The sequence below is a fragment of the Algibacter luteus genome (genome assembly GCF_030344935.1).
In the GTDB taxonomy this organism is placed as follows: domain Bacteria; phylum Bacteroidota; class Bacteroidia; order Flavobacteriales; family Flavobacteriaceae; genus Arenitalea; species Arenitalea lutea.
In genome coordinates this window covers 3,457,757-3,480,593 of record NZ_CP128313.1, presented here as the reverse complement: position 1 = coordinate 3,480,593, position 22,837 = coordinate 3,457,757, and the positions used below count along the sequence as shown (strand labels likewise).

Here is a 22,837-nt window from a genome sequence, read left to right as displayed (position 1 = left end):
TGATTTTTATTTAAAGTTTTATGGGTATGTTTTCATTTAAATGATCAAGATATAAAATACCATTTAAATGATCTATTTCATGCTGAAAAATAATTGCTGTAAAATTGGTTATCGATTCGGTCTTTTGTTCGTTTTGCATGGTGTCATACGTAATTGTTATGGTATTTGCTCGATTATAAAGCGTTTCACTTCTATCAGGAATGGATAAACAACCCTCGCGCATCGTCTGTTTTTGTTCAGAATAGGAAATAATTTTCGGATTTAAATAAACTTCAAACGGAAAGTTGTCTTTATCAAAACGCTGTACCCAAATGATGTTCTTTAAAATACCTACTTGAGGTGCCGCAATGCCAACACCTAAAGAAGTGCTATCTCTTACCGTGGCGTATAGACGCTTTATGAAATTTTGTAAAATGAGATTGTTAGCATCTGGTTTGATATAGCTGCTTTTCATTCTAAGTAACAAAGAATCTTTTTCATTAGTAATCTTATAAACGCGCATAGGTTTTAAGCTGTCTGCATTCATAATCAATTTAATTTCTTCTTCCGAAAAAGACTTTTTAGTTATGTTTTTCGAACTAGAACATCCAAAAACTAAAACCAATCCAAAAACTAAAATTAATTGTTTTCCCATCCTGGTGAGATAATTAAATGCCGATTATCGGCTACCATTCGTTTATTCTGTTAGAATCTAATTTAATAAAAATAAAAATGAGAATGGTAAAAGCCCATAATCCAGAACCACCATAACTAAACATGGGCAAAGGAATTCCAATGGTTGGTATTAAGCCCATTACCATACCTACATTAATAAAAAAATGAATAAATATAATGGAAGCCACCCCATAACCGTAAACGCGACTAAACTGCGATTTTTGCAATTCTGCCAAATGCAGAATACGCAACAATAATAAAACAAATACAATCACAACAAAGGCACTCCCTAAAAAGCCCCATTCTTCACCAACCGTACTAAAAATATAATCGGTATGCTGTTCTGGAACAAATTTCCCTGTGGTTCGTGTGCCTTCCATAAATCCTTTTCCTGAAAAACCACCAGAGCTTATGGCTTTTTCCGATTCGTTTAAGTTGTAGGCAAACGTGCGTTTCATTTGTTCAAGCTTTTCTGGATCTTTTTCTAAACGCAACCAAAGACTAATCCTATCTTGTTGATGTGGTTTTAAGATGCTCTCATAGAAAAATTTTACACCAAAAGAAATTGCTATGGCAACTAAAACAACGAATATAGATTGAAAAACACGGAGTCTTTTTTTGCTTAAAAAATGAAATCCAATCACTAAAATTAAAGTCACAAATGATGCAATTGTAGCTCCGAATTTTAGAGAAAGAATGGAAACGATAATGGCGCCAACACCAATAGTTAAGTAATATTTAGGCAAGCCTTCGCGATATAAAACAAAAAAGAAGGCGCCATAAACAATCGTACTACCCGTGTCATTTTGAAGTAATACCAAAATGGCAGGAAGAATGATTATTGCAAATGTTTGCAATTGGTCTTTCAATGAATTTATATTCGTGTTAATATCACTTATGTGTTTAGCAACCGCGAGGGCAGTAGCCATTTTTGCAAATTCGCTGGGTTGAATGGTCATGCCGCCAATAGCATACCACGACGTGGCACCATTTACATTTTTTCCAAACAGAAAAAGCCCGACCAAAGACAACATGGATATGATGTAAATGACACTAGAAAACCTTTCGAAAAACTTAGCATCAATAGCCAATAATAGTATGACTAACCCGAATGTTAGAAAAATAAAAACAAGCTGTTTACCAAAAGGCTGAGAAAAATCGAAGTAATTGATGTCTGTTCCCGTATGAGAAGCCGATAAAATATTCAACCAGCCAAAGCCAACCAATAAGAAGAAAAGAATGATGGTTATCCAATCGAATTTAAAGTGCCTGTTAGTTTCTCTAACCATTAATTTTCAGTCTTTTTAATTCGGTTTAATTCTTTTTTTAACCGGTAATATTCTTGCTCTTCAACAATTTGTAAGCTTGTATAGCCATTAATTTTAAAGGGTTCGCCAGAATAAGGTTTGGCATATTCATTTTCAAGACTATGTTTTAAAAGCCATTCTTCTAAATCACGTCTGGTAATATACCCTTTAATGTGTTTTTCAATCATTAAACTCGCTACTTTACCTGCAAATCTACTTCCCCAATACCCATTTTCAACAAAAACGGCAATTGCTATTTTGGGGTTGTCTTTAGGTGCAAAGGCTACAAATATAGAATGGTCGGTTAATTGAGTTTTTACGCTATCAATAATCGCAAAATTTTCAACCGTTCCTGTTTTTCCACAAATATCAATATCCTTTACTTGCAGCGAAGAGGCGGTACCTTTTTTATACACTTGATACATACCTTCAATTACAGGTTCAAAATGTTCCTTGTTTATACTAGTATATTTTGGTTTTGTAAATTGTTCCGGCAAGGTTTCGCCCTCAATATGTTTTATAATGTGAGGGGTGTAATAATACCCTCTATTGGCAATAGCAGCAGCCATATTTGCTAATTGTATAGGCGTTGTAGCTACTTCACCTTGCCCAATAGCATTAGATATGGTGTACGTGGAATAAAACGTACTTGGATAAATACTTTTGTAATAGTCTCTGTCTGGAATTCTTCCTTTTTGACCCACATACAAATCGTTATTTAAGAACTGACCCAAGCCGAAACTTTGGGCGTGATTGCTCCAGGTATCAATTCCCTGGGAAGCGCTTCCAGTTTTGTCTAAAATTTTCCTGTAAGTGGTTGCAAAATAAGCGTTACAAGACCGCTGTATACCTGTAACCATATTATTTCGAGTGCCACGGTTACAATGGCATTTCATAAACCGATTACCGTATTTATAACCTGCATAACATGTTACGGTCTCTTCAGGCGTTAAAACACCTTCTTGAAGCGCGATTAAAGCATTCATTAATTTAAAAGGAGAACCAGGTTCGTAAACACCTTGTAAACTTCTATTAAAAAGAGGTTTTGCAATGGAATCGTTATACAGTTTGGTGAAGTTTTTGGAGCGCGCTCTTCCTACCAATATATTCGGGTCGTAAGTTGGTGCCGCAACCATAGCTAGAATTTCTCCAGTTGAAGGTTCAATGGCAATTACACCACCGCGTTTATTTTTCATTAACAGCTCGCCATAAGCTTGCAATTCGGCGTCAATGGTTATGGTAATGTCTTTCCCTTGCACAGGTATGGTATCAAATTTACCATCTTTATAAGGGCCAATATTTCTATTAAAACGGTCTTTCTGAATGAACTTAATACCTTTTTCGCCTCTCAAGGTTTTTTCATAGGAGGCTTCAATACCTTGTTTTCCTATTAAATCACCCATTTTATAGTACGGGTCTCTTCTAATATTCGCATTGTTTACTTCACCAATATCACCAAGGACATTGGCGCCTATAGTAGTTTCGTAATTACGTAACGATCTTTTCTGAATGTAAAACCCTTCATATTTCCGCATTTTCTCCTGTAAAACGGCATAATCTTCTTTGGATAAATGCGATACAAAAACAGAAGGTAATCGGGGTGAATAATGTCTTGCTCTGTTATACTTTTTTACGAATGTAGCTTTGTCAATTTTTAATAACGAACAAAACTCCAAGGTGTCTAAAGGTTTTACTTCTCGAGGAATAATCATCACATCATAGGATGGTTGATTCGCCACTAATAATTGCCCGTTTCTGTCGTAAACAAAGCCGCGTTTAGGGTAATCATATACCTTTCTAATGGCGTTATCTTCAAAAAGACTATAATTATTAGAATCGTATACCTGTAGATAAAACAGTCTCGACAGAAATAATATGCCTACTGCTATTATCGATATAAAAAGTAATAATTGTCTCATTTGGGTTTTCTACTAAAAATTATGGTTACTACAACACTTAATAAAATAGTAAATATACTTGAGAATAACGTTTTTTGGAAGATTAAAATTATCTTAGAAATGCTAAATATTTCTAAAGTAAATAAAACGAAATGATGTAACACCGCAAGAAATGTAAAATAGGTGAGTTTCGAACCAAAATCTACAGTATTAAATTTCACACTTTGGTGCTCGTAAACAGTGCCAAAAGAAGATTTTAAAATGACTGGGCGCGCATAGGCTATTAATACCGAAGCACCGGCATGAATACCACCTGTGTCTAAAAACATATCGATAGTTATACCTAATAAAAAACTAAGTAAAATAAGAATAATACGATTGTTTTTTACAGGAAATAACGCAATAAATAAAATGTAGATATAAGGGTTTACATACCCCAAAAAGTTAATGTGGTTTAATATTAAAACCTGCACAAATACTAAAGCAATAAAGCGTACGGTATGTATGGAAAAAATACTGTTCATTTAGTTATTGCTTAATAGGTTTTCAATCTCCTCCTTGTCGGCATTTTCAATAATGTAAACATGCTCAACGCTGGTCATATCGTTAAACAACTTCACATTTATTTCGTAATAATTTTCGGCTAAATCCAGCTTAAAATCTTCAACAATCCCTACAGGAACGCCTTTCGGGAAAATCGAGGAACGCCCAGAAGTAACAATAGTATCGCCCTTGCTTACAGGTGCTATTTTAGGAATGTCGATAAGTTGGTTGTATTCTGGCGATTTCCCATCCCAAGTTAAGGTCCCGAAATGATTCGATTTTTTTAATTGCGCACTAATTCTGCTTGTGGTATTTAAGATAGAAATAACCGTAGCATAATTGGCACTTGTTTTATCTACAATGCCAATAATGCCTTTACTTGAAATAACTCCAAAATCTTGCTGTACACTATCGTTTCTGCCTTTATTTATAGTTAAAATATTATTACTTAACGAGTAACTGTTTTTTATAATATTCGCGGTGTAAAAGCGATACAATTGTTTAAACATTACACTGTCGGTAAAAACAGAATCAGCATGTATTTCAGAGTTTCTTAAAAGCACGCGTAAGCGCGTGTTTTCTTCTGAAAGTAGTTCATTTTGCGACTTTAAATCAAAATAGCTATTGATGTTGTTTAAAGAATTATAAACGCCTCCAGTTAAAAAGTTAGCCGAATTTATAAACTTACTTTTATGGTAAGAATGTGTTTGAATAGTAAACAAAAGCGATAAACCAAACAGCAACAAGAACAACAAAAAGTTTTTGTTTCTTATTATAAAATTAATAATCTGTTGCATGGGTTATATACCTGTTTGGAGCTCTATTTTATCAATACACTTTTGTATTTAGGTAAATTTTTAAGTGTAATACCAGTTCCTCTCACTACCGCACGTAATGGGTCTTCAGCAATGTAAACAGGTAGATCTGTTTTTTGCGATAAACGTTTATCTAAACCGCGTAACATCGATCCACCACCAGCTAAATAAATACCTGTATTGTAAATATCGGCAGCCAATTCTGGAGGGGTTTGAGATAAGGTTTCCATTACGGCATCTTCTATACGAAGTATTGATTTATCTAAAGCTTTAGCAATTTCTCTGTACGATATAGAAACTTGTTTAGGTTTACCAGTTAATAAATCACGTCCTTGAACACTCATATCTTCTGGTGGCAACTCTAAATCTTCAGTAGCCGCACCTATTTGTATTTTTATTTTTTCAGCAGTACGTTCTCCAACGTATAAGTTGTGTTGCGTACGCATGTAATACACAATATCATTAGTAAAAACATCACCCGCAATTTTAACCGATTTATCGCAAACAATACCACCTAAGGCAATTACCGCAATTTCTGTAGTACCACCACCTATATCAACTACCATGTTTCCTTTGGGTTGCATAATATCAACACCAATACCAATAGCCGCAGCCATAGGTTCGTGTATTAAATACACTTCTTTACCATTCACACGTTCCGCACTTTCTTTTACCGCTCGCATCTCCACTTCTGTAATCCCCGAAGGAATACAAATTACCATTCGTAATGCAGGCGTAAAAAACTTCTTTTTAAGTGCAGGTATGTTTTTAATAAACATACTTATCATTTGTTCAGAAGCATCAAAATCGGCAATTACACCGTCTTTTAACGGACGTATTGTTTTAATATTTTCATGAGTTTTTCCTTGCATCAAGCTAGCTTCCTGCCCAACGGCAATAATTTTACCAGAAATGCGATCGCGAGCCACTATCGATGGCGCATCAACAACAACCTTGTCATTGTGAATTATAAGTGTGTTTGCAGTACCTAAATCTATTGCAATTTCTTCAGTTAAGAAGTCAAAAAATCCCATGTGTTATTAAAAATTATTAGTGGTTTTAAATCGAATGTTGTAAATGTAATAAAAGTAAATAAATATATATGTTTTATGGTATTCAAATTTCATTTAAGCTTCAACTCAATATGCTAAACGCATTTCAACGATAATTATTTGGGCGCCTGCCTGCCGGCAGGCAGGTTACCACAAGGGTCGGGCTTTCCGCTATATCTTTTTTACAGAAAAAGTAAAAAGGATGCCGCTGCAATCCCTAACGCACTTGCCAATTAACTCACCTCATAATTGTAAGTTGGTTGGGTCTAGCGCAGTTCAGTGGTCGTTTAATGCTTAAAGTGACGTGTACCAGTCATTACCATAGCAACACCATTATCGTTACAATAATCAATACTCAGTTGGTCTTTTATAGAACCTCCAGGTTGAATTACTGCCGTAATTCCGGCATTGTTGGCAATTTCAACACAATCCGGAAAAGGAAAGAATGCGTCACTAGCCATTACAGCACCATTTAAATCGAATTTAAAAGTCCCAGCTTTATGAATGGCTTGCTCTAAAGCATCAACACGACTTGTTTGTCCGGTACCACTAGCGCATAACTGCTTGTTTTTAGCTAAAACAATGGTGTTCGATTTGGTGTGTTTACATATTTTCGATGCGAAAATTAAATCGTCTATCTGTGCCTGAGTTGGCGCAGTAGTCGTTACATTCTTTAAATCTTCAGCCTTATCGGTAATGTTATTTCTATCCTGTACTAAAACACCATTCAAGCAACTTCTTACGTTGGTTTGTGGCATTTCAACATCATGAATTTTTAATAAAATTCTATTCTTTTTACCTTTAAGAATGTCTAAAGCTTCAGCAGAAAACGAAGGCGCAATAACCACCTCACAGAATAATTTATGAATTTCTTCAGCCGTAGCTAAATCAATTTCTGTATTACTAATTAACACACCACCAAAAGCAGAAACAGGATCGCCAGCTAAGGCATCAACATAAGCTTGGTGTAGCGTTTCGCGTTGTGCTAAACCACAAGCATTATTGTGTTTTAAAATCGCAAACGTTGGGGCATCATTTTTAAACTCTAACATTAAATTTACTGCGGCATCAACATCTAAAAGGTTGTTGTAACTCAATTCTTTACCGTGAAGTTTGGTGAATAATTCGTCAAAATTCCCAAAGAAAAAACCGCGTTGGTGTGGGTTTTCACCGTAACGTAGCACCTTACCATTCGTTTCGCTAATTTTTAAAACTGCTTCATCATGGTTTTGATTAAAGTAATTAAAAATTGCTGTATCGTAATGCGATGATACGTTAAATGCTTTTCCTGCAAAACGTTTTCTGTCTTCTTCAGAAATGCTTCCATTATTTTTTGAAATCAACTCTAAAAACTCTGCGTAATCATCAACAGACGAAACACATATCACATCAGCATAATTTTTAGCTGCAGCGCGAATTAGAGAAATACCACCTATATCAATCTTTTCAATAATATCTTGATTGCTAGCACCCGAAGCTACTGTTTTTTCAAACGGATATAAATCAACAATAACCACATCAATTTGTGGGATTTCATATTCCGATAATTCAGCAACATCACCGTCGTGGTTTTGTCTGTTTAAAATACCACCAAATACCTTTGGATGCAACGTTTTTACACGACCACCAAGAATAGATGGGTAAGAAGTTACATCTTCCACCGGAACAACATTAACGCCTAAATCGTTTATAAATTTCTCGGTACCACCAGTAGAATATATGGTTACACCTTGTTTGTCTAGTTCTTTTACAATGGGTTCTAAACCGTCTTTACTAAATACAGAAATTAAAGCCGATTTTATTGTTTTTTCGTTGCTCATTAGTGTTTTGTTAGTTTTCTAAAATGAAATTATTGCTTGTTTTTCAGGGTTTTAGCATGAATTTTTCAATGCTCTGCAAAAGTAGTTATTTCCTTTAAAAAACAAGCCTCGAATTATCAAAAAACGGGGTATTTTTTTAACGAAAAATGGAAGTTGTTAACAACTATAAAATTTCAGAAATTTTTTGGCAAACAAACTCTAAAAATCGCTCGTCGGCTTCAGTAAATGGGTCTGGAGTATTCGAATCGATATCTATCTGTCCAATATTCTCACCATTCACAAAAATAGGAACCACAATTTCTGCTTTTACCGTGAAGCTACAGGCTATATAATTATCTTGTGCCGATACATCTGGTACCACAAAGTTTTGATTACTTAGGGCCACTTGTCCGCAAATCCCCTTGCCAAAAGGAATTACCGTATGGTCTGTGGGCTCACCTACATAAGGACCTAAAAGTAATTCTTCTTTTTGCCCATTTCTAAAATAAAAACCAACCCAGTTATAATAATCAATGTTCGTTTCAAGTAATTGGCAAATTGATAACAGGCGCTCATCAACCGTTTTAGTGCTGTTCGAGATAATGTTTTCAACTTGAGGTTTTAGGGTTTCAAAAATCATAACTTTAAAAGTTTTGGTAAATGTATTTAAAAAGGTGTAATTTCGATATTCTGTTACGCAAAAATTTATAATTGAAATCACTTTTCGTTAAATATAAGTCGGTAATAAAATTTATCATGACATTTTTGGTGGTGTATGTGGTGCTTTCAGTTTTTTATAAATTGTACTTGCAATATTCTGACGGCTCTAAATTTTACCCCGATTATGTAACCAACTTAGTGGCTATTCAAAGTCAAGAGTTGTTACAATCTTTCGGCTACCAAACACAAGTATTACCGCATCCAGATGAGCCTTCCATGAAACTAATTTTAAATGGCGAATATCTCGGGCGAATTATTGAAGGCTGTAACTCCATAAGTGTAATTATCCTTTTTGTTTCTTTTATTGCAGCGTTTTCTGGAAAACTGAAAACAACATTTTTCTATATTTTGTCGGGTAGCGTTTTAATTTACATTGTTAATTTATTGCGTATTGTTGTTTTAACTGTCGGGTTGTATCACTACCCAGAATATGGCGATGTGTTACACACCGTAATATTTCCAGCTATTATTTATGGAATGGTGTTTTTACTATGGATCTTTTGGGTGAATAGATTTTCTAAATTGAATAAAAAGCATGCATAGAGCTACTAAATTAATATTGATTTCAATACTCATATTGATGCTGATGTTAATTCGGTATTTTGAAGACGTACTGTTCTATGATCCTTACTTAACTTTTTTTGAAAACGATTATTTGTACATTGATAGTCCTAGACGGGAAGTGCTTAAATTGGTTGCCTTTACAACTTTGCGCTATTTGCTGAATACACTCATTTCTCTAGCAATACTGTTTGTTGTTTTTAAGGATAAAAGCATTATAAAATTTTCAACATTGGTATATGCAGTCGCCTTTTTTATTTTGATGCTTTTCTATTTGTATTTTGTTATCAACCCAAGACAAGAAGATTATTATTTGTTTTTTAATATCAGAAGATTTTTAATTCAGCCTATTATATTAATTCTGTTACTGCCCGCATTCTACTATCACAAGCTTAAAAATTGAATGTTAATCATTTGATAAAGTCAACCGCTTCACTTCAAAATTTTGTATTTTTGTATTGTGATAAAAGCCATTTTACATAAAACGTTTTCGGTAACTTTAGCATTACTGGTGTTGTTTTCAACGGTATCTTTTACCATTGAAAAGCACTATTGTGGTGATGTTTTAGTTGATGTTGCAGTATTTACTGAAGCTGAAAAATGCGGAATGGAAGCTATGGAAATGCTTCAGAAAAAAACCTGCTGTAAAGATGAAGTAGATCTTGTAAAAGGACAAGACCAACTTAAATTCTCTTCTTTTGATGATTTAGAATTTGAAAAGGTTCAGTTCCTAACGGCCTTTTTTCACACTTATATTTCTGGTTTCGAAAGCCTACCTAAAGAAACCATACCTCATAAAGATTATTCTCCACCCAATTTGGTCACCGATATTCAGGTGTTAGAACAAGTTTTTTTGATTTGATTTATTAATTTTTTTTCTGAAATAGATTCGGAATCTATTTCCATTGAAAATTTTATTTAAAAATTGATAATCAAATAAATCATGAAACATACATATACAATTACAGGCATGACCTGTAATAATTGCAAAGCATCAGTTGAAGAAAAACTCAACAAGCTAGATTATGTCGTTAATGCAGCGGTAGATTTAGAAAGGGCTGAAGCTACCGTTGAAATGTCTCAACATATTCCAGTCGAAACACTTCAAAAAACATTACCAAATAAATATACAATTTCTGAAAAACAGAAGATAAATGTGTTTAAATCTTCAGGAATTGTTGAACCAGAAAAAACCGATTTACAACAACTATTTCCTTTGTTTTTAATCTTTGGATATATTACCATAGCGTCTGTTCTTCTCAATTACAATCCGTGGAATAGTAGTGAATTTATGCTCGATTTTATGGGCTTATTTTATATTGTCTTTAGCTTCTTTAAAATACTTGATTTAAAAGGGTTTCCAAAGTCGTTTAGAATGTACGACCCAGTTGCCAAAGTAGTCCCCGTTTACGGTTGGATTTATCCTTTTATTGAAACCATTCTTGGTGTGATGTTCTTAATGCGTATTGAAATTCCAATAGCATTAATCATTACCTTAATTATTTTAGGAATCACCACGATAGGTGTTACTAAAACATTACTTGATAAAAAAGCAATACAATGTGCTTGCCTAGGGACAGCATTAAAACTGCCCATGACTAAAGCAACCTTTATTGAAAACTCCATCATGATTGTGATGGCTATAGTTATGTTAATAAAAACCTTCAATTAAAATGAAACAGTTCTTATATATACTATGGCTATTCCCAATTATGGTTTTGTCTCAGGATAAAATTACAGGTGTAGTCTTTGAAGCCAACGATAAAAATCAAGAAATAGCATTGGCAGGAGCCAACGTGTATTGGTTAAATACCGAAGTTGGAACAGTAACCGATATTGATGGTAAGTTCAATTTAACCTACAAACCACAGTACAAAAAGCTTATTATTAGTTACGTTGGCTTTAAAACCGATACGTTAACCATCAATGGACCAAAAACTATTAAACATTGGTTACAATCCACAGATAATTTGGATGCTGTAACTATAAAATCTAGAAAGCAAACAACGGCAAAATCGTTCTATAAAGCCACAAATGTAATTAATGTAAGTAGTGAAGAGTTGTTGAAAGCGGCCTGTTGTAACCTCTCTGAAAGTTTTGAAACTAACCCGTCCATCGATGTTAATTTCGCCGATGCCATTTCAGGAACACGACAAATAAAGATGTTAGGATTAACAAGTCCGTATATTTTAATTGCTACTGAAAATATTCCATCCATTCGTGGTGCGTCACAAGCCTACGGATTGAGTTTTATTCCCGGAACATGGGTGGAAAGTATTCAAATTACCAAAGGCGCGGGGAGTGTAGTGAATGGTTTTGAAAGTATTGCAGGCCAAATTAATACGGAGTTGGTCAAACCATCTACCGATGATAAATTGTTTGTTAATTTATATGGCGCATCAAGCGAACGTTTGGAACTCAATACACATATAAATACGAAAGTGAATGATAAATGGCATACCGGATTGTATATCCATGGAAATACACATAACAAGGAACACGACGTTAACAACGATGGGTTTTTAGATATGCCGAAATTCAATCAAATCAATCTGATGAATCGTTGGCAGTACATCGATACCGAAAAAGGGTTTGTAAGTTTCATTAATTTGAAGTTTTTAAACGACGAAAAGCAAACGGGCCAGTTAGATTTTAATCCGGATTCCGACAAATTAACAACCAATGCCTGGGGCAGTGAGATTGATACTCAACGCTATGAAATATCAACGAAATTTGGTTATGTAAATCCAGAAATACCTTGGCAAAGTTTGGGGGTTCAAACGGCATTTAGTAGTCATAAGCAAGATTCATATTTCGGATTGAATTTTTATGATATTACCCACAATAGTTTATATGCAAATGCCATTTATAACTCTATAATTAGCGATTCTCGTCATAAAATAAAAACCGGAATTAGCTATACTTACGATCATTATGATGAGCAGGTAAATGCCTCTGATTATGAACGAACAGAAAACTCTGTTGGTGCCTTTTTTGAATACAGTTTTGATAATTTAGAACTACTGAATTTAACAGCAGGGGTTCGTGTGGATCATCATAATTTATTAGGCACATTCATAACGCCTCGAGTGCACGCACGCTATTCACCTTGGAGTAAATCTGCCTTTAGGGCTTCATTTGGAAGGGGAAAACGTAGCGCTAATATTTTTACTGAAAACCAGCAATTATTTTCAACATCCAGACAAATACAAATTTTGGATTCTGGCGGAACAATTTATGGCTTGGATCCAGAAATTGCATGGAATTATGGATTTTCATATTTACAAGGATTCAATCTTTTTGGAAGAAAAGCAGATATCACCTTTGATTATTATAAAACCGATTTTAAAAATCAGGTGGTAGTAGATTGGGAAACACCTACTGAAATAAATTTTTACAACCTTAATGGCAAGAGTTTTGCCAATAGTTTTCAAGTAGAATTGAATTATAATGCTTTTGAAGGATTCGATTTAAGAACCGCCTACAAGTTTTATGATGTAAAAACAGATTATAATTCTGGACGATTAGAAAAACCATTAACACCCAAACACAGAATTTTTGCTAATATGGGTTATGAAACAAAACAAGAAGTTGAAGAATCTGGACATTGGAAATTTGATATTACCTATAATTGGTTGAGCGATCAGCGTTATGCTTCAACAGTAAGTAACCCTGTGGAATATCAGTTGCCAGAAAGAACACCAACCGTGGCGACTTTAAATGCGCAAATTACAAAGGTATTTTCGCCAAGATTTGAAGTATATTTAGGGGGTGAAAACATAACCAATGTGAGACAGCCAAATCCTATTTTAGGGGCTGATGATCCTTTTGGTGCGAATTTTGATTCTACTTTTGTATATGGCCCCATTTTTGGGAGTATGTATTATGCAGGATTACGATATAAATTAAATTAAAACAAATAAAATGAAAAAATTAATAATTATAGCTTTAATGCTAATCGGGACATTATCCTTTGGGCAAAATAAAAATGCCAAAGCTTCTCTTGAAGTAGATGGAGTTTGTGGCATGTGCAAAGCACGAATTGAAAAGGCATGTTTAAATACCAAAGGTGTTAAGTTTGCCGATTGGAATATTGATACCCACGAGCTGAAATTAATTTTCGATGCACGTAAAACAGATGTTGAAACTATTGAAAAGCAAGTATTAGCTGCGGGTCATGATACCAAGGCATTTAAAGCTACTGATGAAGCTTATGCATCTGTACATGCCTGTTGTAAGTATCGTGATGATGAGGTTATAGATGATCACAAAGATTAAATCACATAGCTTTATTTGATATAGATTTTAAGTTTATCTAGAATGCCATATAGAATTTATGTTGTTGAATTAAAAAAACGGGTTTATAGTGAAAATGCTAAATTTCGGGCCGCAAATCCGCAGTTTAATGGCGTTTTGGAATGTTTGTATGTTGGTATGACCAGCAAAACTCCAAAAGAACGTTTTCTTCAGCATAAAACTGGTTATAGAAACAAAAAAGGCTATAAGTTATCGTCTAATATTGTTGAGAAATATGGCTCTTATTTAAGACCGAGCTTATATAATCACATTGATCCTCTTGCTACTCGAGAAGAAGCACTTAAAATGGAAAAAGCTTTAGCTTTAGAGTTACGCCGACAACGCTACGCGGTTTGGTTTAACTAAAAAATAATTTGTTACAAATAAAAAAACGCTTCAAAATGAATTGAAGCGTTTTTTTTATATGATTTGTGTGTCGAAGTTTTCGACTACATCATTCCTGGCATTCCGCCACCTCCCATTGGAGGCATGGCAGGAGCATCTTCTTTAACATCAATTAAAGCACACTCAGTCGTTAAAATCATACCAGCAACAGATGCGGCATTTTCTAAGGCGATACGTGTAACTTTTTTAGGATCGATAATACCAGCTTTAAGCATATCTACATATTCTTCAGATTTAGCATCGTATCCAAAGTCTTTTTTCCCTTCTAAAACTTTATTGATAACAACAGAGCCTTCGCCACCCGCATTTTCAACAATAGTTCTTAATGGCGCTTCAATAGCTTTATTTACAATTTGAACACCTGTTGTTTCATCTAAATTATCGGTAGTAATTTTAGTTAATACTGCTTTTGCTCTAACTAAGGCAACACCACCACCAGCAACAATACCTTCTTCAACAGCTGCTCTTGTAGCATGTAAAGCATCATCAACACGATCTTTCTTCTCTTTCATCTCCACTTCACTTGCAGCACCTACGTAAAGTACAGCAACACCACCAGCTAATTTAGCTAAACGCTCTTGAAGTTTTTCTTTATCGTAATCCGAAGTTGTTGTTTCAATTTGTGCTTTAATTTGGTTTACTCGCGCTTTAATATCCGCAGCTTTTCCAGAACCATTTACAATAGTTGTATTGTCTTTATCAACGGTTACAGTTTCAGCAGTTCCTAACATTGAAAGATCTGCATTTTCTAAAGTAAATCCTCTTTCTTCTGAAATTACTGTTCCTCCAGTTAAAATTGCGATATCTTCAAGCATCGCTTTACGTCTGTCGCCAAATCCTGGAGCTTTTACAGCAGCAATTTTTAAACCACCACGTAATTTGTTAACTACTAAGGTTGCTAAAGCTTGTCCGTCAACATCTTCAGCAATAATTAATAACGGACGACCAGATTGTGCTACTGGCTCTAAAATAGGTAGGATTTCTTGTAAGTTAGAAATCTTTTTATCGAATAATAAAATGTATGGATTTTCTAAATCGGCAATCATTTTATCTGCATCTGTAACAAAGTAAGGTGATAAATAGCCTCTATCGAATTGCATACCTTCAACAACATCAACATATGTTTCCATACCTTTTGCCTCTTCAACAGTAATAACACCTTCTTTTCCAACTTTACCAAACGCTTGAGCGATTAACTCACCAATAGTGTCGTCGTTATTAGCAGAAATAGCTGCAACTTGTTTTATTTTTTCAGAAGAATTGCCAACTTGCTTTGATTGCTTTTCTAAATCTGCAGTAATAGCTTCAACAGCTTTGTCAATACCACGTTTTAAGTCCATTGGATTTGCTCCAGAAGCAACGTTTTTTAAACCTTCTTTTACAATAGCTTGGGCTAAAACGGTAGCGGTAGTTGTTCCATCACCAGCTAAATCGTTAGTTTTGCTAGCTACTTCTTTTACCATTTGAGCGCCCATATTTTCGTGCTCGTCTGCCAATTCAATTTCTTTTGCAACCGAAACACCATCTTTGGTTACTTGTGGCGCACCAAAGCTTTTGCTTATAATTACGTTACGTCCTTTTGGTCCTAAAGTTACTTTAACTGCATTTGCTAATGCATCTACACCGCGCTTTAAACCGTCGCGTGCTTCAATATCAAATTTTATATCTTTTGCCATTTTTTTAGTTTTTGCTTTTAGCCTTTAGCTGTGTGCTATTGGCCAAGTATTAATAATAATTTATTTTGAGCTAAAAGCCAGAGGCTAATAGCAAATAGCCATTTAAATAATAGCCAATATGTCGCTTTCGCGCATGATTAAATAATCGTTTCCTTCTAATTTAAGCTCTGTTCCAGCGTACTTTCCATATAAAACGGTATCACCAACTTTAACTGTAATCGGGTCGTCTTTTGTGCCAGGTCCGGCAGCTACAACGGTTCCTTTTTGTGGTTTCTCTTTTGCATTATCTGGAATTATAATTCCTGATGCCGTTTTAGTTTCGGCGGCAGCTGGTTCAATTAGAACTCTATCTGCTAATGGTTTAATGTTTAATGCCATTTTTTATATGTTTTTGATTTTAAAAATTTTTATTAACGCTTATGCGTTATGCTAAAAATGTGCCAATGCTTCCGAACTGACAAACTTACAGACTCTTCTACCGATTGGTAGAAATAAAAAATGCCAACTGTTAAGGTTGGCATTTTTTGTTTTGTTTTATGTCGCTTAGTTACCCGTTGAATCTGCAGGGGTAGCCGTTGTATTATCTGTAGCAGCAGGAACTGCTGGTAAAGGTTGTGCAGTTTGTGTATCAGGATCTAAGGCTTTAGATTCTGTATTAGCTGAACCACCTCTGTCAATAGCTACATTTGATATAAGTATTAAAACCAATAATAATGTTGCTAATGTCCAGGTACTCTTGTCTAAAAAGTCGGTTGTCTTTTTAACACCTCCTAATTGTTGTGTGCCACCACCACCGAAAGATGATGATAAACCTCCTCCTTTTGGGTTTTGCACCATGATTACTACAACTAGTAAAAATGCTACAACGACGATAAGGACTAAAAATATTGTAAACGTACTCATTATGATTTATTATTTTGTTCTTGTAATTGTTCTACCGCTTTAATTTGGTTTGCAAAGAAACTACTTTTTTCTGGATATTTCAAACTTAAAATTTTATAAGATTGAATAGCTTTTTTGTAATTTTTTTGTTCAACATAAATACGTGCTAAAGTCTCTGTCATTAAAGACTCTGGCTGTATCATTTGGGCTTGTGCTAAGTTTATATTTGGCGTACTCGTTTTGCTCGGTTTAATTTTTGGATTTTCTGAAATAAATTTATCGATAAGTTCAAATTTCTTTTCTTTATTCAAACTTTCAGAAGTTTTATTTTCAACGAGTTCTTCTTCTTCTTTAGTTGATCTTTTTATAGGCTTGAAATGCGCTAATTTTAGCCATTCATTGAAAGAATGCTTTTCTTTTTTATCAAATTTAAGAGGTTCTCCTAATTTTAAAATATCTTCTGCTGAAGCTTCTTGGGTTTTGGTTTCTTCGGTTACGTTTTCAATGGCTTCAGATTCATCTAGTCTGAAACTCGACACCTTAATTGGTCTGGGTTCTTTAGGTTGAAATAAAGTAGGGTCTAAAACACCAGCAGTTTCTTTTATTTGTTGTTTTAAGGCATCATCAATAGCAACACTTTTATTGACTGAGAGGTCTTCTATATCAACACTAATACCTTTGAGGTTTTCTGTATTGCTTTTTATATGTTTTGAAACTTCATTTTGAAGAAAAGCATCCGATGTAATAAAATCGAATAGTATACTTCTATCAGTAGTGTAAGCAGCAGTTGTTTTGAGTTCTTGATTATAAGAAATACTACTTTGGTTTTTTAAACCTTTAAGGTAAATGGCGCGTGCCGGTTGAAAATAAGGATAGGCGTCAATAATAGATTTTACATCCTCGATTTGCCCATGAGATATGGCTTGAGGGTTTTGTAATAAATATGTAAAATCTGTTTGATGCATTGGTTTATCCCAATTTAATTAAAAATTTTACCATTTTGCTAATGTAGCATTAAAAATATCTTGAGTAAGGCGTTCAAATATTTCTTCGTGCGCTGTGGTTTTTTGTGAGCCTATAAGCTGTTCGCTTCCTGGATAATCATAAAAGAATGTAAAACTTTGTTCTAAATCGTCTTCTTCTTTTTTTCTGTTGAAAAACCTCAGTTTTACACCAATAGTTAATCTGTTTTGAGCTGCCGTATTATCAGAGGTTGCTGTAGTTGGCGAGATTCTATATTCTGTAATTTCACCTTCATAAACCAAATCGCCATTAGATGGAACCAATCGTAAGTTCGTTTGATTTTGTATTAGGTCTTCCAAAGCCAATTTAAAATCTCGTTCTAACCCTGGTTCAACTAATAACGCCGTATTTTCGAACCTATTGACTTGATATGTCTCCGTTCCTGGAGGTATGGAAGCACCCGTAAAAGAGTAAATGCCACAACCTACAAGCGTAAAGCAGAAAGTTAAAAATAAAAAAGGGATACTATATTTTTTCATATTCACAAATTCTGATGAATTAAGAACTTTAGTTTCTTGTTTAACGATAAGTTATAAATCGTATTGTTTTATCTTTCTGTACAACGTACGTTCGCTAATGCCTAATTCTGCAGCTGCTAATTTACGTTTTCCGTTGTGACGTTCAAGCGATTTTTTAATTAATTCTAATTCTTTGTCTTGTAATGATAAGGTTTCTTCTTCTTCAATTTCTTCAGCAAAATAATATTTATCTTGAACTGGAGTTGCTTCTTCTTCAGTAGTTTTATGCTCTGGAATAGCAATAATATCGTCGTTTATGGTGTTTTCTTCAAAATCTAAATCCATGTCCTGCTCCTCTTCATCATTGCCATAAATTTTTTGGATTAAGCTCTCGTTATTTTTTTCAACATCCTTAACATTACCATTTTTCATTAATTCTAGCGTTAACTTTTTTAGGTCGTTGAGGTCGCTTTTCATATCAAAAAGAACTTTGTACAAGATTTCGCGTTCGCTACTAAAATCGCTTTGAGATTTTGATGTTTTTATAACCGCAGGCAAGTTTGTATTTGCAGTAGCTGGTAGGTACCCACGCAATGTTTCAGCAGAAATAGTTCTGTTTTGCTCTAATACAGAGAGTTGTTCTGCAATGTTTCTTAACTGTCTTATATTACCTGCCCATCGGTGTTTCAATAAAACTTGTACAGCATTATCGGTTAATTTGATGGTAGGCATTTTGTATTTCAATGCAAAATCACTAGCGAATTTTCGGAACAATAAATGAATATCTTCTTGACGATCTCTTAGTGGAGGTAAATGAATATCTACCGTGCTTAATCGATAATATAAATCTTCGCGAAATTTTTCTTTTTCAATGGCTTCGAACATATTCACGTTTGTAGCGGCTACAATACGTACATTGGTTTTCTGTACTTTACTGGAACCTACTTTTATGAATTCACCATTTTCTAAAACACGCAATAAACGCACTTGAGTTGTTAAGGGCAATTCGCCAACTTCATCTAGAAAAATGGTTCCGCCATCAGCTACTTCAAAATACCCTGCACGTGTTTGTGTGGCACCTGTAAAAGATCCTTTTTCATGTCCAAATAACTCACTGTCTATGGTGCCTTCTGGTATAGCACCACAGTTTACAGCAATGTATTTATTATGCTTTCTGTGAGATAATTGATGTATTATTTTAGGAATACTTTCTTTACCAACACCACTTTCTCCAGTTACTAAAACCGAAATATCTGTAGGTGCTACTTGAATCGCCTTTTCAATAGCACGATTTAGCGCTGGTGCATTACCAATAATACCAAAACGTTGTTTTATAGCTTGAACTGATTCCATGTTTATTTAGATGAGAGAATCAAGAAACAAGAGGTTAGACTTTAATTTTGGGGTCTATTTTCTCTATTCTATTTTCTCTGTGCTTTTTTTAATTAATTATTCTCACTCAACCCAATACCCTCGCCAATAAGCGTTGCACTGGTGCAATCTGTAACTTTTACATTTACAAAATCGCCTACTTTATAGTTTGCTTTTGGAAACACACAGACAATATTTTGAGGTGTGCGACCAGACCATTGGGCATCTGATTTTTTTGATTCTTTTTCAATTAAAACTTCCACAGTGGTGTTAAGCCATTCTTTGGTTTTAATTTCACTGTGAATCCGTTGTAAGTCTACTATATCTTGTAGTCTACGTTTTTTAATTGCTTCAGGAACATCATCTTTCATATTTCTACCTGCCATAGTTCCAGGGCGCTCAGAATAAGTAAACATATAACCGAAATTATATTTTACATAATCCATAAGTGAAACGGTATCTTGAAAATCGGCTTCCGTTTCGGTAGGAAAACCAACAATCATATCTTGACTTATAGCACAATTTGGAATAATTTTTCGGATGTTATCAATTAAAGCCATGTACTCTTCGCGGGTGTGTAAACGATTCATTTCTTTTAAAATACGATTACTACCGCTTTGTACAGGTAAATGAATATGATTACAGATGTTTTGATGTTTCGCCATGGTTTCAACAACATCTAAAGTTAAATCTTGAGGATTCGATGTTGAAAAACGAATCCGCATTTTGGGTTGTGCCACTGCGCAAAGATCTAACAACTTCGAGAAGTTTACCGATGTTGCCTTTTGAATATCGCTAGCATCCTTAAAGTCTTTTTTTAGTCCGCCGCCATACCAAAGGTAGCTATCAACATTCTGGCCCAAAAGAGTAACTTCTTTATAGCCTTTATTCCATAAATCGTTTATTTCTTCAATAATACTCTGCGGGTCTCTACTGCGCTCTCTACCACGCGTAAAAGGTACTACACAAAATGTGCACATGTTATCGCAACCGCGGGTTATCGATACAAAAGCTGTAACACCATTGGTGTTTAAACGCACTGGCGAGATATCGCCATAGGTTTCTTCTTTTGAAAGAATGACGTTTATAGCATCTCTTCCTTCGTCAACTTCGGCCAATAGGTTAGGCAAATCTTTGTAAGCATCCGGTCCAACAACTAAATCTACAATTTTTTCTTCTTCAAGAAATTTAGTCTTTAAACGTTCAGCCATACAACCTAATACGCCTACTTTCATTTTAGGGTTATGGTCTCTTTTTACAGCGTTATATTTTTCAAGACGTTTACGAACTGTTTGTTCTGCTTTATCTCTAATGGAGCACGTGTTCACTAAAACCAAATCGGCTTCTTCAAGGTTTTGTGTCGTATTAAACCCTTGATTTTGCATGATAGATGCTACAATTTCGCTATCGCTAAAATTCATAGCACATCCGTAACTTTCAATAAAAAGTTTACGTTTGTTCCCCTCTTTTTGATCTAATACTAAAGATTCTCCTTGTTTTTTTTCGTCTATTGTCTTTTCCATAATTTACTGAATCCTATCTGAGTCAATAAGCATGCAAAGATACAATTTATTTGTATTTTATGACAAAGTGTCAGTTTATTTTATTATATAATTAACGCAACCAAAAGGCATTCGCTGCATCTTTTGTAAAACCATACATTTAATATGCAGCATTTCAAAAAGATAGTATTTATATTACTTACGGCGTTTTGTTTTATGAATACCCAATGTGATGAAGATGATGATTATTATTTTGGAAATTGTGATGATGTCGTAATAGTAGACGAAGGCCTATATAATAGTTTGAGTTCTGAAAACTTTACATTTATTGATACTGAAATTATTGATGACTGCTTAAGTATAACTATTGGAGCTTCTGGTTGCGATGGAAATTCATGGAGTTTTAGTTTAGTAGCTTCTGAAGCTATTGCTGAATCGTTCCCAGAACAACGTTATTTAAAGTTTCAATTAGATAATAAAGAAGAATGTTTGGCCGTTTTTGAACGAACGGTAACATTTGATTTAACCCCAATTCAAATTGAAGGAAGTCAAGAAATAATATTGAATATTGAAGAATTAGAGTCTTCATTAAATTATAAATATTGAATAAAACCAAGTCGTATGAAATTAAAACACCTTTTTTTGCCTCTATTTTTTTTAATGGCTTTGTCTTGCGATAAAAACGACGATGCCGATTATGAATTTATTCAAGTGGCATCGCCAAAGCTCATGAGTAAGGCGGCGTTTAGAAGTGCTGTAAAAGTCAATGCTCCTAAAACCATAGAAGAGCCAGGTAAAATTTATGTATACCAGGACTATATTTTTGTAAGTGATGTAGATTCTGGGGTCCATATTATAGATAATACTAACCCTGAAATGCCACAGGCGATAAAATTTATTGAGATTCCAGGAAATGAAGATATCTCGGTTAAGGACAATTTTTTGTTTGCTGATAGCGCCACAGATTTAGTTGTTTTTGATATTTCAGATATCAATAATGTGGTTATGTCTGAACGTTTAGAAGATGTTTTTACGGTATATGATTACGATATCCCTATTGAAGCGCAAGAGGTTGATTATGGAAAATACAATTATGAAGAAGAAATTATAATTGGTTGGACGTTAAGTACAGAGCGTCGGAAAAAAGTGGATAATACACGTGTTATTGACGTTATTTTTAATGATGGTATGGTAGGCTCACAAGCCGAATCATCAACAGGAACGGGAGGATCTTTAGCACGTTTTCAAATTGTGGATAATTATTTGTATACCGTTGGAAATTATGAAATGGCTATTTTTAATATTCAGAATTTGGAGGAGCCATTTCTTGTAAATACGCAATATGCAGGATGGAATATAGAAACTATGTTTCAAGCAGAAGGCTATTTATATCTTGGTAGCACAAACGGCATGTATATATATAATTTAAAGAATCCGTCCGCTCCAGAATATGTTTCGGAATTTACACATTGGGAAGGTTGCGATCCTGTGGTTGTAAATGGTGACTATGCCTATTTAACTTTAAGAGGCGGTAATCTTTGCGGGCAATTAGAAAGTGTGTTAGAAGTTATAGATATTAGCAATAAATCGAATCCTACCTTATCAGCACGTTACGATTTAGAAAATCCTTATGGCTTAGGAATAAGAAATAACATGCTTTATGTGTGCGACGGAACAGCGGGCTTAAAACTATTTGAACTAGAAACGCCAAAAGATTTAAAACTAGTAAATACCTTAGACGATATTCAAGCTACTGATGTAATTCCTCTGGAAAATAATTTAATTATGATAGGAGGAAATACCTTGTATCAATACGAATATAAAGAAAACAACATCGAGCTGATTAGCTCATACTTGCTAAACTAAACTAAACAA

Annotated in this window: 24 protein-coding genes; 9 read left to right on the top strand and 15 right to left on the bottom strand. The window is 34.4% G+C overall.

Features of this window, described 5'->3' with window-relative positions; genetic code table 11:
• Nucleotides 1-10: 10 nt before the first annotated feature.
• The 8 genes from def to O5O44_RS14865 all read right to left on the bottom strand — a co-directional run bounded on the left by def (nucleotide 11) and on the right by O5O44_RS14865 (nucleotide 8,708).
• A complete protein-coding gene (def, locus tag O5O44_RS14900; protein ID WP_289195010.1) occupies nucleotides 11-634 on the bottom strand; it encodes a peptide deformylase in 624 nt (207 codons plus the stop codon).
• 31 nt (nucleotides 635-665) lie between these two features.
• A complete protein-coding gene (gene rodA, locus O5O44_RS14895; protein WP_289195009.1) occupies nucleotides 666-1,943 on the bottom strand; it encodes a rod shape-determining protein RodA in 1,278 nt (425 codons plus the stop codon).
• Nucleotides 1,943-3,880, bottom strand: a complete 1,938-nt coding sequence (gene mrdA / locus O5O44_RS14890; RefSeq protein ID WP_289195008.1) for a penicillin-binding protein 2 — start codon at nucleotides 3,878-3,880, stop codon at nucleotides 1,943-1,945. Before mrdA ends, rodA begins: the two co-directional genes overlap by 1 nt.
• Nucleotides 3,877-4,383 carry a rod shape-determining protein MreD gene (locus tag O5O44_RS14885; protein ID WP_289195007.1) on the bottom strand — a complete coding sequence of 169 codons (507 nt, stop codon included), beginning with the start codon at nucleotides 4,381-4,383 and terminating at the stop codon, nucleotides 3,877-3,879. The genes mrdA and O5O44_RS14885 overlap by 4 nt, the downstream gene beginning before the upstream one ends.
• Nucleotides 4,384-5,199 (bottom strand): rod shape-determining protein MreC, encoded by an 816-nt coding sequence (gene mreC, locus O5O44_RS14880; protein WP_289195006.1) that lies wholly within the window; start codon nucleotides 5,197-5,199, stop codon nucleotides 4,384-4,386.
• Between the two features lie 23 nt (nucleotides 5,200-5,222).
• Nucleotides 5,223-6,251, bottom strand: coding sequence for a rod shape-determining protein (locus O5O44_RS14875; protein WP_019388210.1), 1,029 nt, complete (start codon nucleotides 6,249-6,251; stop codon nucleotides 5,223-5,225).
• 305 nt (nucleotides 6,252-6,556) lie between these two features.
• Nucleotides 6,557-8,089 carry a bifunctional phosphoribosylaminoimidazolecarboxamide formyltransferase/IMP cyclohydrolase gene (gene purH / locus O5O44_RS14870; RefSeq protein WP_289195005.1) on the bottom strand — a complete coding sequence of 511 codons (1,533 nt, stop codon included), beginning with the start codon at nucleotides 8,087-8,089 and terminating at the stop codon, nucleotides 6,557-6,559.
• A gap of 163 nt (nucleotides 8,090-8,252) precedes the next feature.
• Nucleotides 8,253-8,708: a GAF domain-containing protein gene (locus O5O44_RS14865; RefSeq protein WP_289195004.1), complete on the bottom strand. Its 456-nt coding sequence runs from the start codon at nucleotides 8,706-8,708 to the stop codon at nucleotides 8,253-8,255.
• Nucleotides 8,709-8,779: 71 nt separating this feature from the next.
• On the opposite strand from O5O44_RS14865, the gene xrtF reads away from it, so the two are divergent.
• The 7 genes from xrtF to O5O44_RS14830 all read left to right on the top strand — a co-directional run bounded on the left by xrtF (nucleotide 8,780) and on the right by O5O44_RS14830 (nucleotide 14,011).
• Nucleotides 8,780-9,331 carry an exosortase family protein XrtF gene (gene xrtF, locus O5O44_RS14860; RefSeq protein ID WP_289195003.1) on the top strand — a complete coding sequence of 184 codons (552 nt, stop codon included), beginning with the start codon at nucleotides 8,780-8,782 and terminating at the stop codon, nucleotides 9,329-9,331.
• Entirely contained in the window at nucleotides 9,324-9,752 is a 429-nt protein-coding gene (locus O5O44_RS14855) for an exosortase F system-associated membrane protein (RefSeq protein WP_072794748.1), read from the top strand. The genes xrtF and O5O44_RS14855 overlap by 8 nt, the downstream gene beginning before the upstream one ends.
• 57 nt (nucleotides 9,753-9,809) lie before the next feature.
• Nucleotides 9,810-10,211 (top strand): HYC_CC_PP family protein, encoded by a 402-nt coding sequence (locus O5O44_RS14850; RefSeq protein ID WP_434088356.1) that lies wholly within the window; start codon nucleotides 9,810-9,812, stop codon nucleotides 10,209-10,211.
• Nucleotides 10,212-10,292: 81 nt separating this feature from the next.
• The gene (locus O5O44_RS14845; protein ID WP_289195001.1) at nucleotides 10,293-11,021 is read left to right on the top strand and encodes a heavy metal translocating P-type ATPase; all 729 of its coding nucleotides are present in this window, start codon (nucleotides 10,293-10,295) and stop codon (nucleotides 11,019-11,021) included.
• Between the two features lies 1 nt (nucleotide 11,022).
• Nucleotides 11,023-13,263 (top strand): TonB-dependent receptor, encoded by a 2,241-nt coding sequence (locus O5O44_RS14840; RefSeq protein WP_289195000.1) that lies wholly within the window; start codon nucleotides 11,023-11,025, stop codon nucleotides 13,261-13,263.
• A 10-nt stretch (nucleotides 13,264-13,273) separates the two neighbouring features.
• Complete coding sequence (locus tag O5O44_RS14835) at nucleotides 13,274-13,627, top strand: heavy-metal-associated domain-containing protein (RefSeq protein ID WP_019388217.1); 354 nt, start codon at nucleotides 13,274-13,276, stop codon at nucleotides 13,625-13,627.
• Between the two features lie 42 nt (nucleotides 13,628-13,669).
• Nucleotides 13,670-14,011 carry a ribose-5-phosphate isomerase gene (locus O5O44_RS14830; RefSeq protein ID WP_289194999.1) on the top strand — a complete coding sequence of 114 codons (342 nt, stop codon included), beginning with the start codon at nucleotides 13,670-13,672 and terminating at the stop codon, nucleotides 14,009-14,011.
• Nucleotides 14,012-14,094: 83 nt separating this feature from the next.
• On the opposite strand, the gene groL is transcribed toward O5O44_RS14830, so the two are convergent.
• From groL to miaB, 7 genes are all read right to left on the bottom strand, one after another.
• Nucleotides 14,095-15,726, bottom strand: a complete 1,632-nt coding sequence (gene groL / locus O5O44_RS14825) for a chaperonin GroEL (protein ID WP_019388219.1) — start codon at nucleotides 15,724-15,726, stop codon at nucleotides 14,095-14,097.
• A 102-nt stretch (nucleotides 15,727-15,828) separates the two neighbouring features.
• On the bottom strand, nucleotides 15,829-16,104 hold the full coding sequence (locus O5O44_RS14820; protein WP_019388220.1) for a co-chaperone GroES: 276 nt from the start codon (nucleotides 16,102-16,104) through the stop codon (nucleotides 15,829-15,831).
• Nucleotides 16,105-16,269: 165 nt separating this feature from the next.
• The gene (gene secG, locus O5O44_RS14815) at nucleotides 16,270-16,629 is read right to left on the bottom strand and encodes a preprotein translocase subunit SecG (RefSeq protein ID WP_026010101.1); all 360 of its coding nucleotides are present in this window, start codon (nucleotides 16,627-16,629) and stop codon (nucleotides 16,270-16,272) included.
• Nucleotides 16,629-17,573 carry a DUF8458 domain-containing protein gene (locus O5O44_RS14810; RefSeq protein WP_289194998.1) on the bottom strand — a complete coding sequence of 315 codons (945 nt, stop codon included), beginning with the start codon at nucleotides 17,571-17,573 and terminating at the stop codon, nucleotides 16,629-16,631. The genes secG and O5O44_RS14810 overlap by 1 nt, the downstream gene beginning before the upstream one ends.
• 27 nt (nucleotides 17,574-17,600) lie before the next feature.
• Nucleotides 17,601-18,110, bottom strand: a complete 510-nt coding sequence (gene lptE / locus O5O44_RS14805) for an LPS assembly lipoprotein LptE (protein ID WP_289194997.1) — start codon at nucleotides 18,108-18,110, stop codon at nucleotides 17,601-17,603.
• A 51-nt stretch (nucleotides 18,111-18,161) separates the two neighbouring features.
• The gene (locus O5O44_RS14800; protein ID WP_019388224.1) at nucleotides 18,162-19,442 is read right to left on the bottom strand and encodes a sigma-54 interaction domain-containing protein; all 1,281 of its coding nucleotides are present in this window, start codon (nucleotides 19,440-19,442) and stop codon (nucleotides 18,162-18,164) included.
• Nucleotides 19,443-19,534: 92 nt separating this feature from the next.
• Nucleotides 19,535-20,983, bottom strand: a complete 1,449-nt coding sequence (miaB, locus tag O5O44_RS14795) for a tRNA (N6-isopentenyl adenosine(37)-C2)-methylthiotransferase MiaB (protein ID WP_289194996.1) — start codon at nucleotides 20,981-20,983, stop codon at nucleotides 19,535-19,537.
• A gap of 144 nt (nucleotides 20,984-21,127) precedes the next feature.
• On the opposite strand from miaB, the gene O5O44_RS14790 reads away from it, so the two are divergent.
• Both O5O44_RS14790 and O5O44_RS14785 read left to right on the top strand, forming a co-directional pair.
• On the top strand, nucleotides 21,128-21,568 hold the full coding sequence (locus tag O5O44_RS14790; RefSeq protein ID WP_289194995.1) for a hypothetical protein: 441 nt from the start codon (nucleotides 21,128-21,130) through the stop codon (nucleotides 21,566-21,568).
• 15 nt (nucleotides 21,569-21,583) lie between these two features.
• Entirely contained in the window at nucleotides 21,584-22,828 is a 1,245-nt protein-coding gene (locus tag O5O44_RS14785; protein WP_289194994.1) for an LVIVD repeat-containing protein, read from the top strand.
• Nucleotides 22,829-22,837: the final 9 nt, after the last annotated feature.

Bases quoted from the DNA above. Each gene is read 5' to 3' on its own strand.
- O5O44_RS14800 (WP_019388224.1), bottom strand. From the start codon at position 19,442: ATGGAATCAGTTCAAGCTATAAAACAACGTTTTGGTATTATTGGTAAT.
- O5O44_RS14830 (WP_289194999.1), top strand. From the start codon at position 13,670: ATGCCATATAGAATTTATGTTGTTGAATTAAAAAAACGGGTTTATAGT.
- O5O44_RS14865 (WP_289195004.1), bottom strand. From the start codon at position 8,708: ATGATTTTTGAAACCCTAAAACCTCAAGTTGAAAACATTATCTCGAAC.
- O5O44_RS14820 (WP_019388220.1), bottom strand. From the start codon at position 16,104: ATGGCATTAAACATTAAACCATTAGCAGATAGAGTTCTAATTGAACCA.
- def (WP_289195010.1), bottom strand. From the start codon at position 634: ATGGGAAAACAATTAATTTTAGTTTTTGGATTGGTTTTAGTTTTTGGA.
- O5O44_RS14845 (WP_289195001.1), top strand. From the start codon at position 10,293: ATGAAACATACATATACAATTACAGGCATGACCTGTAATAATTGCAAA.
- O5O44_RS14885 (WP_289195007.1), bottom strand. From the start codon at position 4,383: ATGAACAGTATTTTTTCCATACATACCGTACGCTTTATTGCTTTAGTA.
- mrdA (WP_289195008.1), bottom strand. From the start codon at position 3,880: ATGAGACAATTATTACTTTTTATATCGATAATAGCAGTAGGCATATTA.
- secG (WP_026010101.1), bottom strand. From the start codon at position 16,629: ATGAGTACGTTTACAATATTTTTAGTCCTTATCGTCGTTGTAGCATTT.
- rodA (WP_289195009.1), bottom strand. From the start codon at position 1,943: ATGGTTAGAGAAACTAACAGGCACTTTAAATTCGATTGGATAACCATC.
- O5O44_RS14810 (WP_289194998.1), bottom strand. From the start codon at position 17,573: ATGCATCAAACAGATTTTACATATTTATTACAAAACCCTCAAGCCATA.
- miaB (WP_289194996.1), bottom strand. From the start codon at position 20,983: ATGGAAAAGACAATAGACGAAAAAAAACAAGGAGAATCTTTAGTATTA.
- O5O44_RS14835 (WP_019388217.1), top strand. From the start codon at position 13,274: ATGAAAAAATTAATAATTATAGCTTTAATGCTAATCGGGACATTATCC.
- mreC (WP_289195006.1), bottom strand. From the start codon at position 5,199: ATGCAACAGATTATTAATTTTATAATAAGAAACAAAAACTTTTTGTTG.
- O5O44_RS14840 (WP_289195000.1), top strand. From the start codon at position 11,023: ATGAAACAGTTCTTATATATACTATGGCTATTCCCAATTATGGTTTTG.
- purH (WP_289195005.1), bottom strand. From the start codon at position 8,089: ATGAGCAACGAAAAAACAATAAAATCGGCTTTAATTTCTGTATTTAGT.
- O5O44_RS14790 (WP_289194995.1), top strand. From the start codon at position 21,128: ATGCAGCATTTCAAAAAGATAGTATTTATATTACTTACGGCGTTTTGT.
- O5O44_RS14855 (WP_072794748.1), top strand. From the start codon at position 9,324: ATGCATAGAGCTACTAAATTAATATTGATTTCAATACTCATATTGATG.
- lptE (WP_289194997.1), bottom strand. From the start codon at position 18,110: ATGAAAAAATATAGTATCCCTTTTTTATTTTTAACTTTCTGCTTTACG.
- O5O44_RS14875 (WP_019388210.1), bottom strand. From the start codon at position 6,251: ATGGGATTTTTTGACTTCTTAACTGAAGAAATTGCAATAGATTTAGGT.
- groL (WP_019388219.1), bottom strand. From the start codon at position 15,726: ATGGCAAAAGATATAAAATTTGATATTGAAGCACGCGACGGTTTAAAG.
- O5O44_RS14785 (WP_289194994.1), top strand. From the start codon at position 21,584: ATGAAATTAAAACACCTTTTTTTGCCTCTATTTTTTTTAATGGCTTTG.